The sequence below is a fragment of the Stenotrophomonas sp. 05L414_2 genome, assembly GCF_056397905.1.
Window position 1 is genome coordinate 1 of sequence record NZ_JBFTOJ010000072.1, and the last position, 13,488, is coordinate 13,488.

Consider the following 13,488-nt stretch of genomic DNA (forward strand, 5'->3'; position numbering starts at 1 on the left):
TCCCTGGGGGCTTGGCCGCGGCATCCATGCCGCGGACACCCCCGCAACCGGACCCACCCCGCCTTCGACAGTTGTCCGCTGCTCTTGGGGGTGTCGACCTTGGTCGACACGGCATGGCCTGCTCTTGGTGGGGGTCGACCTTGGTCGACACGGCATGGCCTGCTCTTGGGGGGTGTCGACCTTGGTCGACACGGCATGGCCTGCTCTTGGTGGGTGTCGACCTTGGTCGACACGGCATGGCCTGCTCTTGGTGGGTGTCGACCTTGGTCGACACAGTAGATCCACGCCATGCGTGGATCTACATAAAACCGGTGCTTACGACTTCTTGATGGCGTGGCCGCCGAATTCGTTGCGCATCGCTGACAGCAGGCGGTCGGTGAACGAATTGGATTCGCGCGAACGCAGGCGTTCGAGCAGCGACAGGGTGATCACCGGGGCCGGTACGTCCAGCGCGATCGCTTCGGCGACGGTCCAGCGGCCTTCACCGGAATCTTCCACATACGGTGCGATGCCATCCAGCGAGGGATTGCGCTTGAGCGCTTCGGTGCTGAGGTCCAGCAGCCACGAACGCACCACGCTGCCGTGGCGCCAGACCTCGGCCACCTGGGCCAGGTCCAGTTCCATCTCCTGCTTGCGCTCCATCAACGCGAAGCCTTCGGCGTAGGCCTGCATCATTCCGTACTCGATGCCGTTGTGGACCATCTTGGTGAAGTGGCCTGCGCCGGAAGGGCCGACGCGCGCCCAGCCGCGGTCCTYGGCCGGTGCCAGCGTGCGCAGCAGCGGTGCGATCTGTTCGACCACCGCTGCATCGCCACCCACCATCAGGCTGTAGCCTTCCTGCAGGCCCCACACGCCGCCGCTGGTGCCACAGTCCACGTAGCCCAGGTCATCTTCGGCCAGCGCCTTGGCGCGACGGATCGAGTCCTGGTAGTTGGAGTTGCCACCGTCGATGACGATGTCACCTTCGGCCAGGTGCGGGGTCAACTGGCCCAGCGTCTGGTCCACGGTATCGCCGGCGGGCACCATCAGCCACACCACGCGCGGCACCGGCAGCGCGGCCACTGCTGCGGCCAGCGAATCAACCACCTCCAGGCCGGCCTCGGCGGCGCGCTGGCGGGCGCCCTCGCCCGGGTCGTAGCCGACAACGCGGTGGCCACCGCGGTGCAGGCGCTGGGCCATGTTGGCGCCCATCCGGCCGAGGCCGATCATTGCAATATCCATTGTTTCACCTTCAGTTGGGGTCTAGGGTCAGGCTGCCTGGCCTGCCGGTGGCTGCGCAATGGCGCAACTGCGCCTCGCGCCAACGCCGGTAGAGCGTGGTATGCAGATTGTGCAACGCTAGGTCGATGGAAAACGGCGTGCGCGGATTCCGGTCGAGCAGGCGAATGATGTGGTAGCCGACAGGACGTATACCGCGTGGGTGCGCGTAGATCACGAACTGCTGGTAGAACGGATCGTCCAGCAACTGGTCCATCTGCTGCACGACGTCACGATAGCGCGGGGCCAGCTGCGCACGCAGCGCTGGATCGCGTTCGTACAACAGCCGCTCGAAATAGCGTTGGCCGACACGCGGAATGCCCTGCGCCAGCTGCCACAGGGCACGGTTGCGCTGGTCATACCAGGCCAGGCCACCGTGCTCCGCCAGTGCCTGCGCAGCGCCTGCGCCCACCTCCACCACGACGAAGTTCTCCGCCTGGTTGCTCAGATCGTCCAAGGTGCTTTTGTCGAAGACGTGTTCGATGAAGCCCGGCAGCCCGACAAAGGCCTGCCGCCCCATCGCCGACGTGCGCACGGCCTTGCCGTCGGCCATGAACTGGCCGGCCTGCGCGCCCAGCAGGATGCTGTCGGTGTCGTGCAGGCCAAGGAACGTGCCGATGGACAGTTCGGCGGGCGCGAATTCCGCATCGAAGGCCGCATCGCCGTACAGCTCGCGCTGCGTAGCCAGCTGCGCGACTTGGCGGCCGACACCGCACTCGGCACGAACGTGGCCCGTATAGAACGCATCCAGTGCGCGGCTGTTGCTGGCGGCAGGTACATAGCCGCGGCCGAAGCTGCGCACCCGCTGCCAACCCTGTGCCGGGGCGCCGCGTGCGCCAAAGCCTATCCAGCCCAGCTGCACACCGGTGAAGCGGAAGGATTCATTGTCCTGCAGTGCCTGCGTAGCGCGTTGCACGGCGCCGCCCAGTTCAAAGGCGTAGGCGCAGACCGTGGCCGGGTCATCCAGCAACTGCTGCAACAGGGCCTTCCTGTCGGCCTCGGCCAGCGTTCCCGGCCAACGCACGCGCAGATCACCGGCCGCCTGCGCCTCGGCCAGCGAGGCACGCGTACACACCGGCCCACCCTGTACCTGTGGCGTGGTGATCGTTGCGGTTTCAAAGCGCCATCCCAGCCGCTGCAGCAGGCCTTGGCTGCACTCGGCTGTAGCGGCCAGCGTGCTCAGGGGCCAGCCCAGCAGCAGGGCCCACGCCATCACCCTGCCGCGCACGCTCAGCCCTGGTCCGTTGCTGCCGGCGCTGGTTGGGGCTCAGGCCCGGCAGGAGGCTGCGGCGACGCGGCCGGTTGCGGTTGCGGTTGCGGCTCTGGCTTCGCTGCCGCTGGCAGGTACTGCTGCAGGCGCTGGAAGAAGCGCCGATAGAACTCGGCATCGGTGATCGTGCTGCTGGCCACTTTCACCAGTGAGTCGTCATTGCTGCCGAACGGCAGCGACACCGAGCCCAGCGCGCCCACGCCAACACTGGCCGAGGTCGGGCTCTTCTTCAGTGCATAGCGGTCCTGCACGGCGCTGACGAACACCAACGCCTGGCTGCCACGCGGCGCGCACGAGATACGCAGCACCAGCTGCTCATGGTCGTCCTCGCGCGGCTGGAAGTTCTTGTTGCCTTCCACCTGCGCATCGTCCGAGCGTGCGATCGCATAGCCCTGGCTGAGCAGCGTGCGCCGGGCTGCTTCGCAGGCTTCGGCGGGACGGCCATCGACGGTGCGCGAAAAGGTGTCGCCGGAGTCGAAGGACTCCCGCAGCAGACTGCTGTCGGCGGCACGACCGCCACAGGCGGTCAATGCCAAGGCACTGGTGGCAGCCAGCAGGGAAGCAGAAAGAAGGGAGGCCCGCATGGGTACTCCTGCGAAGACGTTATCCCCGAGGGTAGCCCCGTGCCCGTGTGCGCCGGGTCGAAAACACCGGTCCCGTCCGCCACCGTTGTACCCGGTTCATGCAAAAAGGGGACGGAAGGATCAAGTCGTTTGTGCCACTAACGACCTGATCCCTCCGTCCCCCTTTTTCAGTCAATCAGTCGGCCCAGCGGCCTGCGGCGGTGGACTGCGGCAGCACCTGCGCCGACAGCGGACGGTCGGCCTCCAGCAGGTTCACCGCGTCGGCCAGGATCGAGGCCGATTCACGCAGCAACGGATCCGGACGCTTCTCGGCGGCCTTCTCGCGGGCGGCATCCTTGACGATGTCGCGCTCGTTGCCGGTCAGGCCGTCATCGCTGCTGTCATCGGCCAACGGGTCCAGGGCCAGGCCCAGTTCCTTGCGCACGATCTGGCGCTGCTTGCGCTGGGTGTCCTGGCGCTCGCGCTCGGCACGTCGGGTCGCTTCATTCAGCGAGACGTACTTCTTCGCCGCTTCAGTACGGAACTGCTCCACGTCCTCGTTCCACCACTGGAATTCCTTGTCGGTGGCGATGCGCGCGTCATGGCGCGTTTCCAGCTTCGGCAGCAACGGCGCGAAGTTGCCGTACTGGGTGTGCGGCACCGCGGCGATACGGGTCCACGGCAGGGCATTGTCGTAGGTGCTCTCGCCGAACTCGGTGGCATCGACGCTGGCCGGGAACGCCAGGTCCGGCACCACACCCTTGTGCTGGGTGCTGCTGCCGCTGATGCGGAAGAACTGGGCGATGGTCAGCTTCACCTGGCCAAAGCGCTGGGCTTCGCCACTCGGCCAACGGTCCAGGTCGACGATGTTCTGCACCGTGCCCTTGCCGAAGCTGGTTTCACCGATGACCAGGCCGCGGCCGTAGTCCTGGATGGCACCAGCAAAGATCTCCGACGCCGAGGCCGAACCACGGTTGATCAGCACGGCCAGCGGACCGTCCCATGCCACGCCCTGGTTGCGGTCGCTGTTGACGGTGACCCGGCCACCGGATTCGCGCACCTGCACCACCGGACCCTGCTCGATGAACAGACCGGTCAGCTCGATGGCCTCATCCAGCGAACCGCCACCGTTGTTGCGCAGGTCCAGCACCACGCCGTCCAGCTTGTCGGTCTTGAAACCGGCCAGCAGCTTGGCCACATCGCGGGTGGCCGACGCGTAATCGGTGGCGTTGCGACGACGGCCTTCGAAGTCCTGGTAGAAGGTCGGCAGCTTGATCACGCCAACCTTCCGTGCCGGCTCGCCATTGACGGCCGGAATGGTCATGGTCTCGCCCTTGGCGGCCTGTTCGGCCAGGCGCACCTTCTGCCGGGTCAGCACCAGGGTGTGGTGCTTGCCGTCGACGCCCGCTTCGGCCGGAATGAACTCCAGCTTCACCTGGGTGTCCTTGGCGCCACGGATCTTGGCAACGACATCATCGATGCGCCAGCCGATCACATCTTCCACCAGCCCGGACTTGCCCTGGCCRACGCCGACGATGCGGTCACCCGGCTTCAGCGTGCCGTCCACGGCCGCCGGACCACCGGCGATGATCTCGCGGATCACCACCACGTCGTCCTGGCGCTGCAGCTGCGCGCCGATGCCTTCCAGCGACAGCGACATCGCCTGGTTGAAGTTCTCGGCGGTACGCGGGGTGAAGTAATCGGTGTGCGGATCAACCGCGCTGGTGTAGGCGTTCATGAAGAACTGGAAGGTGTCTTCGCCCTTCAGCTCGTTGACCGACTTTTCCAGGGTGGCGTAACGCTTGTCCAGCGTCTTGCGGATGTCATCGGACTTCTTGCCGGCCAGCTTCAGGCGCAGCCAGTCATTCTTCACCGACTTGCGCCACAGCTCGTCGAGTTCGGCGTTGGACGCTGCCCACGGCACGTCCTTGCGGTCGTACTCGAAGCGCTCGTCGGTGGTGAAATCCGGTTCCTGCTTCAGCAGCTTGCGCGCATAGGCCACGCGCTCGCCGACGCGCTGCTTGTAGACCGCGAACACCTGGAAGGCCGGCTCCAGCTCGCCGCCGCGGATGGCATTGGCAATGCCGGCCTGGAACGGTGCGAAGCGGGTGATGTCGGCCTGGGTGAAGTACTGCTTGCCGCCGTCCAGGGTCTCCAGGTAGCGCTTGAACACATCCTTGGAGGTGGCTTCATCGAGCGCACGCGGGCGATAGGCGTAGCGGCTGTCGGACAACAGGCCGTATACCAGCTTGGAGGTGGTCACCTGATCGGCGGTAGCCGCCGCCGGCAACGCCGGCGAGTCGGCCTTGGCCGCCAGCGCCAACGGCGCGACCAGCGCCAGGGCCATCAGGAATGCGGGGGCTTTGAATTTCATTGACGTGCTCGAAGGCGCCTTGCCAAGGGGGAGACTGCAGGGTGTTCAGACACCACGACAGTGCCGAAAGTTGCCGGGTTTGTCACCCGTCCACTTCCAGTGGAAAACCAGCCTAGCGGGGCCGGTGTAGCAAATTGTGAATGGCTGAAGAGCGGCCCACCTTGCGGTGACGTCTATCAGGTTACGGAGGCCGTCGGGTTGCAAGCCCCCTGAGTCAGGGGGCGGCCGCGAAGCGGCGGGGGTGTGGGTGGTGGTAAGCCGGGGCCCACGGTGTGCGCAGCACACCGTGGGAAGCGGTAGCGCGCATCGCGCAACCGCTTACTGGACGCCGGCACCCTTGGCCTGTACGTCGGCGTGGTACGACGAGCGCACCATCGGGCCGGAGGCCACGTGGCTGAAGCCCAGCTCGTAACCGTAGACTTCCAGCGCCTTGTAGTCGTCCGGGGTCCAGTACTTCAGCACCGGGTGGTGGTGCGCGGTCGGCTGCAGGTACTGGCCGATGGTGATCATGTCCACATTGTGCGCACGCAGGTCGCGCATGGTGGCCTTGATCTGTTCGAAGTCTTCGCCCAGGCCCAGCATGATGCCCGACTTGGTCGGTACGTCAGGGTGCTGCGCCTTGAAGTTCTTCAGCAGGTTCAACGACCACTGGTAATCGGCACCCGGGCGCACGTTGCGGTACAGGTCCGGCACGGTTTCGATGTTGTGGTTGAACACGTCCGGCGGGTTCTGCGCGAGGATCTCCAGCGCGCGCTCCATGCGGCCCTTGCCGCGGAAATCGGGGGTCAGCACTTCGATGCGGGTGCCCGGCGATTTCTCGCGGATGGCGGTGATGCAGTCGACGAAGTGCTGGGCACCGCCGTCGCGCAGGTCATCGCGGTCGACGCTGGTCACCACCACGTACTTCAGGCCCATGTCGGCCACGGTCTGGCCCAGGCTGGCCGGCTCGTTGGCATCGGGCGGCTTCGGCCGGCCGTGTGCCACGTCGCAGAACGAGCAGCGGCGGGTGCAGACCTCGCCCAGGATCATGAAAGTGGCGGTGCCGTGGCCGAAGCATTCGTGGATGTTCGGGCAGCTGGCTTCCTCGCACACGGTCACCAGGCGGTTCTCGCGCAGCTTGGCTTTCAGGTTCTGCACGGCATTGCCCGAAGGAATGCGCACGCGGATCCAGGAGGGCTTGCGCAGCACCGGCACGTCGGCGAACTGCACCGGCGAACGGTTGATCTTGTCCCCACCCATCTGCTTGACCCCGGCCTGCAACGGCGCGGTGGACGGAAGCTCGGCCTGCACGATCTGCAGGGGAATGGTGCGGGCAGTGGTTTCAGTCATGGCGTTTCCGGGGGCGGTCAGGCGGCCGCAGAGAGATCAGGCAGTTCAGGCACGGGCTGCAGCAGCAGGCCGAACTGGCGGGCCAGGTGGTCCAGCAGCACCGGCTTGACGGCGTCCATCCCGGACGGACCACCCAAGTCTAGCACCGTGGTCACCTGCAACCCCTCGTAACCACAGGGGTTGATGCGGTGGAAAGGGTCGAGGTCCATGGCCACGTTGAAGGCCAGGCCGTGGAAGGTGCAGCCGCGCCGCACGCGGATGCCGAGCGCGGCGATCTTGGCGCCGCCGACGTAGACGCCCGGGGCGCCATCGAGCCGTTCGGCACCGATGTTCCATTCCGCCAGGGTGTCGATGATGGCCTGCTCGATGCGGCATACGTAGTCGCGCACGCCGATGCCCAGCCGCGGCAGCCGCAGCAGCGGATAGATCACGATCTGGCCGGGGCCGTGGTAGGTCACCTGGCCACCGCGATCGACGTGGACCACCGGGATCTCACCCGGCGCCAGCACGTGTTCGACCTTGCCGGCCTGGCCCAGGGTGAACACCGGCTCGTGCTCGACCACCCACAGCTCGTCCAGCGTGTCATCGTCGCGCTGGTCGGTGAAACGCTGCATGGCGTGCCAGACCGGCTCGTAGGCCTGGCGCCCCAGGTCACGGACCACCGCCGGGCGCGGCGGGCGCGCCTCGGGGGCAGCCGCTTCGGCAGCGCAGCTGACGGCTACACCGTCCACTTCACTTCCGGGTGGTCGCGCAGGGCCTGGTGGGCCACGTCGTACTGTTCACGGTTCTCGGCCCGGAAGACCAGGCGCACCGAGACGTACTTGCCGTTGGACGAATGCTTCCAGCTGATGCGCTCGTTCACCACGTCGACGCCAGCAGCCAGCAGCAGGCGGGGGAGTTCATGCTCCAGGCCGCGGTTGGCCGGGCCCATCGCGCTGAGCTCGAACTGACCGGGGAACTGGAAGCCGTGTTCGGGGTTGTCGGACTTGATTTCCATGCGCCCATTATCGGGCCGCAGGGCAACAAACCCAAGAGTATTCATGTAAGCCGGCGGCACTGCGGGCGGGCCGCTGCGTTGCAGCTGAACATCCATTCAGGCTGGGACCCAGCTCCCAGGGTGCCCCATCGCTGCGGCTTCACCTGCGGTAATCGATTGTATCGATCAGACAATGTTGTTTTCGGAACAGACAAGTGATCCCAGCGCGCTCGTTCCATCACAGCGCCGGGAGTACCGTGTCGTTGCATAAAACGACAGACAAAAGCCCCCTTCCCGATGATCATCCCATCCATGCGCTACCTCGCATCCTTTGGATTGTCCGGCCTGCTGGCCACCGCCCTCCCCCTTTCCGCCTACGCAGCCGAGCAATGCGGCCCGGACGCGATGCGCGAGCACCCGCCGCAGGTCAATTTCCGCGTCGACAACGACCTGTTCGGCGGCCGCCACCAGGACCAGGGCTATACCAACGGCGCCCAGCTGACCCTGGTCTCGCCCAACCTGGTCGATTACACCGACGACCCGTGCCTGCCGCGCCTGGCCCGCTGGGTGAACAGCCACCTGGAGGCACTGCACCCGGGCAGGTTCGAACAGCAGAACATGATCTTCAGTCTGGCCCAGGGGATCTTCACCCCCACCGATTTCACCCGGAAGGACCTGATCGAAGACGACCGCCCGTATGCGGGCGTGCTGGTGGCCAGCTTCGGCTACAACGCACGCAGCGGCGACCACCTGCAGACCACCCAGCTGACCCTGGGCGTGGTGGGCCCGTGGGCGCAGGGCCGGCAGGTGCAGAACGCGGTGCACGACGTGCTGGGTGATGAGAAATTCCAGGGCTGGGACAACCAGCTGCACAACGAACCGGTGTTCATGCTGACCCACGAGCGCATGCGCCGCTGGCCGGGCGATGCCAGCATCAATGCCGACGGCTGGGGCTGGGATGCGATCAGCCATTACGGCGGCTCGATCGGCAACCTGGAAACCAAGGCCAACGTCGGCGGCGAAGTGCGTTTCGGCTGGAAGCTGCCCGACGATTTCGGCAGCACCCCGCTGCGCCCGGCCGGCGAGAACACCGCGCCGACCCGGGGTGGCAAGCCCAGTGGCTGGTCGTGGCACATGTTCGCCACCACCGATGCGGCGTGGGTGATCCGCGATATCACCCTGGACGGCAACACGTTCCGCAACAGCCACAGCGTGGACAAGCGCCACGTGGTCGCCTACGGCGGTTACGGCGTGGCAGTGATGCGCGGCCGCTGGAAATTCGCGGTAGCCCGTTACCACAGCACCCGCGAGTTCAATGGCCAGCGCGAAGCCCCGGTGTTCGGCAGCTTCACCATCAGCCGCTCGCTGTAAGCGAGGGGCTGATGGTGAAGCGGGTAGGTGCCGACCGTTGGTCGGCACACCGGATTGAATCGCTCGCTGTAATCCGGGACTGCGTCCGCCGGGCCATGCCCGGCGGAATCCCACGAAAAAGGCCGGCATTCGCCGGCCTTTTTCATTCACCGCAGCAGGCTGCGGATCATTCCGATTCCCACCACATCCAGAAGCTGTCCCACAGGCGCTTGAAGAAGCCGGCCTGCTCGACGGCGGCCACAGCCACCAGCGGCGCTTCGGCCACCAGCTTGCCATCCAGGGTGACCTTGACGGTGCCGATCTGCTGGCCAGCGGTGAACGGCGCTTCCAGGGTCTTGGGCACGTCGATGCTCGGCTTCAGGTCGTTGTAGCGACCGCGCGGCACGCTGACCAGCATCGGCTGCGCCACGCCCAGCTGCACCTTGTCGGTGGTGCCCTTCCATACCTTGTGCTCGGCCACGGCCTTGCCCGGCTCGTACAGGCGGTGGGTCTCGAAGAAGCGGAAGCCCCAGTTCAACAGGGCCAGGCTGTCATCGGCGCGCTGCTTTTCCGACGCGCCGCCCAGCACCACCGCGACCAGGCGCTGGTCACCGCGCTGGGCCGAGCTCATCAGGCAGTAGCCGGCCTCGGAGGTGTGGCCGGTCTTGATGCCGTCCACGCTGCCATCGCGCCACAACAGCAGATTGCGGTTGGGCTGCTTGATGGTGCCGACCTGGAATTCCTTGATCTTGTTGTACGCGTAGGTTTCCGGGTAGTCGCGCACCATCGCGCGGCCCAGCAGGGCCAGGTCGTAGGCACTGCTGTGATGGCCCGGGGCGGTCAGGCCGTGGGCGTTCACGAAGTGCGAGTTCTTCATGCCGATCTTGGCGGCGTAGCTGTTCATCAGCGAAGCAAAGGCTTCTTCGCTGCCGGCCACGTGCTCGGCCAGGGCGATCGCGGCGTCATTGCCGGACTGGATCGCCATGCCCTTTTCCATGTCTTCCAGGCGCGCGGTCTGGTTGACCGGGAAGCCGCTGTAGCTGCCATCGGTGCCGGCACCACCTTCGCGCCAGGCGCGTTCGCTCATCATCACCTGGTCATCGGGACGGACCTTGCCGTTCTTGACCTCGGCGGCGATCACGTACGACGTCATCACCTTGGTGATGCTGGCCGGGGCCAGCTGTTCGTTGATGTTCTCGCCTGCCAGCACCTGGCCGGTGGCGTAGTCCATCAGCACCCAGGCCTTGGAAACGCTGGGTGCAGGCGCCGGCGGCGTGGCCACGGTGGCGGGGGCAGCAGCGGCGGCAGGCGCCGGGGTGGCCGGGGTCGGCAGCGGCGTCTGGGCGGAGGCCAGGCCCACCACCAGGGTGGCGGCCAGGGCAGTGGCGGCGGAACGGAAATTCATGGGACAGCAGGCTCCAGGGGACGGCCGGAAAATGAAGGATGGGGCGAGGTGGCCATTGTAAGGCCGAGGTGGCAAGGGCCGGCAGCACCGGCCCGAGCGGAATCAGTCCTTGACGATCTGTGGCGAGCCAAAGCCCAGACCCGAGATGCGCCCGGCAAGTTCCGCCGCGCTGGCATGGTCGCTGGCGGGAACCCGCAGGCGCCACAGGGTACGGCCGCCCGCAGCGATGTCGCTGATGGTGGCACCGACGATGCCGGCAGCGTTGAGCTGGCCCATCGCCCGGTTGGCGTTGTCGCGGTTGGAGAAGCTGGCGACCTGCAGCATCACCGCGCCCACCACCTTCTGCGACAGGCTGGGGCTGCTGGCCGGGGCCGGGCTGCGCGGCATGGCGGTGGCCACGACCGGCGCTGCCGGACGCGACGCGGGTGCGCTGGGCGGCAGGCTGCTGACCGCCACTTCCGGCATCGTGCTGACAGCGGCCTGGGTGGTAGCCGGCTGGCCGCGCTCGGGCGCGGCGTCGGCCGGCAGGCGCTTGACCAGTCGATCGATGTCGCTGTCGGCAACCGCACGTGCGGCGGGTGCGGGGCGTGCGCTGGCAACGGCAGCGGCAGCCGCTTCAGCAGCACGGCGTTCGCGGCGCGACGGCTTCTGCGCCATCAGGTTGGTTTCACCCGGCTGCACTGCGCGCACTTCCACGTTGCCGGTACCGCGCTGGGTGATGCCCAGGCGCACAGCGGCGGCGTAACTGAGATCGACCACGCGGCCATCGTGGAACGGGCCACGATCATTGACGCGCACGATCACCGATTCGCCGTTGTCCAGGTTGGTCACGCGGGCGAAGCTGGGCAGCGGCAGGGTCTTGTGCGCAGCGGTGAACTGGTACATGTCGTAGACCTCGCGGTTGGAGGTCAGGCGGCCATGGAACTTGGCGCCGTAGTACGAAGCGGTGCCGCGTTCAACGTAGTTGCGGGTGTCGTCGAGCACCTTGTACTGCTTGCCCAGCACCACGTAGGGCGACTTGTTGCCGATCGCCGAGCGGTCCTCATTGGTCACCACCGGCTCGGGAATACAGGCCACGTTGGGCACGTAACTGGGCGTGGTGTCTTTCACGCCAGGCTTGTACAGGCCACCGGCAGTGTAGTTGCCACGGGTGGACAGGTCCTCGGTGGCGGCCGCGTACGGCGAGCCCTCCGGACAATGCGCTGGACGCCCGCCCTTGCCCTGCACCACCGTGCCGGACGGCTTGCCACCGTGGCCGGCGGTCGCCGGCTTTTTCGGCGCGCTGCTGCAGGCGGCCAGCGCGAGGACGATCAATCCAGGGACCAGCCATCTGATGTTCATGCCGGGGGCAGCTCCTGTCCGGCAATGGCCTGCGACAACTGGAACACGGCCATCGCGTACATCTTCGAGAGGTTGTAGCGGGTGATTGCGTAGTAGTTCTGGAAGCCCAGCCAGTACTGCTTGCCGGTGCTGCCTTCAAGGGTGATCGGGGTGGCGGTGGCACCCGGCTGCACCGGCGCGCTGGGCTGGTAGCCGCGCTGGGCCAGGTCGGCCAGCGACCAGGTGGGCATCCACTCGGTCGGGTTGAACTCCTCGCGGCCGGCGGCGAGCGTGGCCGGCACGGCAACCTGGCCGCCGCGCACCCAACCGCCCTTCTTCACGAAGTAGTTGGCGATGGACGAGAACACGTCGTCGTAGCTGGTGAACAGGTCACGGCGACCATCGCCATTGCCGTCCACGGCGTAATCCAGGTAGCTGGAGGGCATGAACTGGCCCATGCCCATCGCACCGGCATAGCTGCCCTTGAGCGTGGTGATGTCCAGCTTTTCCTCGCGACCCAGCTCGAACAGCTTGGCCAGTTCATCGCGGAAGAACAGCTCGCGGCGCACTTCGCGCTCCAGCTTGGCCGGGTCGCCACTGCGCGGGTAATAGAAGGCCAGGGTGTACAGCGCATCGAGCACGCGATGGCTGCCGGCATTCTTGCCGTAGCTGGTTTCCACGCCAATGATCGCCACGATCACTTCCGCCGGTACGCCGGTGCGCTGCTGCACACGGTCCAGTTCGGCGCGATGCCGGGCAAGAAACGCCTTGCCGCCATCGATGCGTGCCTTGCTGATGAACATCGGCCGGTATTCGTTCCACGGCTTGACCCGTTCGGCCGGCCGCGACATGGCGGCGATGATCGGCTGGCGCACCTGCGCCTGGTCGAGCACGTTGCGGATCTCGTCGGGCTTGAGTCCGTAGCGCTTGGCGGTGTCGGCAATGAATCTGGCGCGCGCGGTCTCGAAGGGCACCGGGGTGAGATCGACCGGTGCTGCCGTGGCCGCGGTCGCTTCCGGCGCGGCCTCGGCCGGGCCGTGGGGCTTGGCAGCCGGGTGGCGCGGCGTACTGCTGGCCTGTGGCGAAGTCGGTGGGGACGTCGGCTGGGTCGCGCAGGCGACCAGGCCGAGGGTGAGCATGCAGGCCAGAGAACGTCGAATCATCACCGCAGGTTAGCAGGTCATGGATGAATTAAAACCCCTAACACCATGAATCACAACGATTTGCACGCGTTCAGTGCGAAATGTGAAGACGTTGTGATTGACCTGCCCCATTCAGGCAGAGGTTGCCGGTTGCGTCCCCATCCCCGCAGACGCAACCGGCCGCCGGACCCGGTCGGTACCTGCGCGGCTGCCGCTCCCCAGTGGCAGTGCTCCGCGCTCCCTGTACCCGTTGGATCAGTACTGCTTTCCCATCCGACGCCCCTCGCGCTGCATCAAAGACTGCGCGCCATGCCGAACGGGCCGCCATTGTGCAGGCCGATTGCGACAAGTCCATTGATCAGGATCAACGCGGCGTCAAAATGTGAATTGGCGCCCACTTTTAATGGAACTTCGTCAGCGGCGATGCTGCTGTGCGGCGTTGTGGGAACGATTACAGAAATGCGCTTGCGCAGATTCATGCGCGCATCGGCGGCGAAGGTCG

At 66.4% G+C, this 13,488-nt stretch carries 12 protein-coding genes; 1 reads left to right on the top strand and 11 read right to left on the bottom strand.

What is annotated here, in order from left to right; genetic code table 11:
• Window positions 1-315: 315 nt before the first annotated feature.
• The 7 genes from gnd to AC1DJN_RS11850 all read right to left on the bottom strand — a co-directional run bounded on the left by gnd (window position 316) and on the right by AC1DJN_RS11850 (window position 7,790).
• Window positions 316-1,221 (bottom strand): phosphogluconate dehydrogenase (NAD(+)-dependent, decarboxylating), encoded by a 906-nt coding sequence (gene gnd, locus AC1DJN_RS11820; protein WP_478039238.1) that lies wholly within the window; start codon window positions 1,219-1,221, stop codon window positions 316-318.
• A 10-nt stretch (window positions 1,222-1,231) separates the two neighbouring features.
• A complete protein-coding gene (locus tag AC1DJN_RS11825; RefSeq protein WP_032975378.1) occupies window positions 1,232-2,470 on the bottom strand; it encodes a hypothetical protein in 1,239 nt (412 codons plus the stop codon).
• A gap of 17 nt (window positions 2,471-2,487) precedes the next feature.
• On the bottom strand, window positions 2,488-3,111 hold the full coding sequence (locus AC1DJN_RS11830; protein ID WP_032975376.1) for a DUF2242 domain-containing protein: 624 nt from the start codon (window positions 3,109-3,111) through the stop codon (window positions 2,488-2,490).
• A 175-nt stretch (window positions 3,112-3,286) separates the two neighbouring features.
• Window positions 3,287-5,464, bottom strand: a complete 2,178-nt coding sequence (locus AC1DJN_RS11835) for a carboxy terminal-processing peptidase (RefSeq protein WP_025878702.1) — start codon at window positions 5,462-5,464, stop codon at window positions 3,287-3,289.
• A gap of 318 nt (window positions 5,465-5,782) precedes the next feature.
• Entirely contained in the window at window positions 5,783-6,793 is a 1,011-nt protein-coding gene (gene lipA, locus AC1DJN_RS11840) for a lipoyl synthase (RefSeq protein WP_059065144.1), read from the bottom strand.
• Between the two features lie 17 nt (window positions 6,794-6,810).
• A complete protein-coding gene (gene lipB / locus AC1DJN_RS11845; RefSeq protein WP_244439085.1) occupies window positions 6,811-7,455 on the bottom strand; it encodes a lipoyl(octanoyl) transferase LipB in 645 nt (214 codons plus the stop codon).
• Window positions 7,456-7,511: 56 nt separating this feature from the next.
• Complete coding sequence (locus tag AC1DJN_RS11850; protein ID WP_032975372.1) at window positions 7,512-7,790, bottom strand: YbeD family protein; 279 nt, start codon at window positions 7,788-7,790, stop codon at window positions 7,512-7,514.
• A 291-nt stretch (window positions 7,791-8,081) separates the two neighbouring features.
• Here AC1DJN_RS11850 and AC1DJN_RS11855 point away from each other — a divergent pair, with 291 nt between their 5' ends.
• Window positions 8,082-9,140, top strand: coding sequence for a lipid A deacylase LpxR family protein (locus AC1DJN_RS11855; protein ID WP_373695685.1), 1,059 nt, complete (start codon window positions 8,082-8,084; stop codon window positions 9,138-9,140).
• 166 nt (window positions 9,141-9,306) lie between these two features.
• On the opposite strand, the gene AC1DJN_RS11860 is transcribed toward AC1DJN_RS11855, so the two are convergent.
• From AC1DJN_RS11860 to AC1DJN_RS11875, 4 genes are all read right to left on the bottom strand, one after another.
• Window positions 9,307-10,524, bottom strand: coding sequence for a D-alanyl-D-alanine carboxypeptidase family protein (locus tag AC1DJN_RS11860; protein ID WP_032975369.1), 1,218 nt, complete (start codon window positions 10,522-10,524; stop codon window positions 9,307-9,309).
• A 102-nt stretch (window positions 10,525-10,626) separates the two neighbouring features.
• The gene (locus AC1DJN_RS11865) at window positions 10,627-11,865 is read right to left on the bottom strand and encodes a septal ring lytic transglycosylase RlpA family protein (RefSeq protein ID WP_032975368.1); all 1,239 of its coding nucleotides are present in this window, start codon (window positions 11,863-11,865) and stop codon (window positions 10,627-10,629) included.
• Window positions 11,862-13,007, bottom strand: coding sequence for a lytic murein transglycosylase B (mltB, locus tag AC1DJN_RS11870; protein ID WP_032975367.1), 1,146 nt, complete (start codon window positions 13,005-13,007; stop codon window positions 11,862-11,864). Before mltB ends, AC1DJN_RS11865 begins: the two co-directional genes overlap by 4 nt.
• Before the next feature lie 272 nt (window positions 13,008-13,279).
• Window positions 13,280-13,465: a hypothetical protein gene (locus tag AC1DJN_RS11875; RefSeq protein WP_152543281.1), complete on the bottom strand. Its 186-nt coding sequence runs from the start codon at window positions 13,463-13,465 to the stop codon at window positions 13,280-13,282.
• Window positions 13,466-13,488 lie beyond the last annotated feature (23 nt).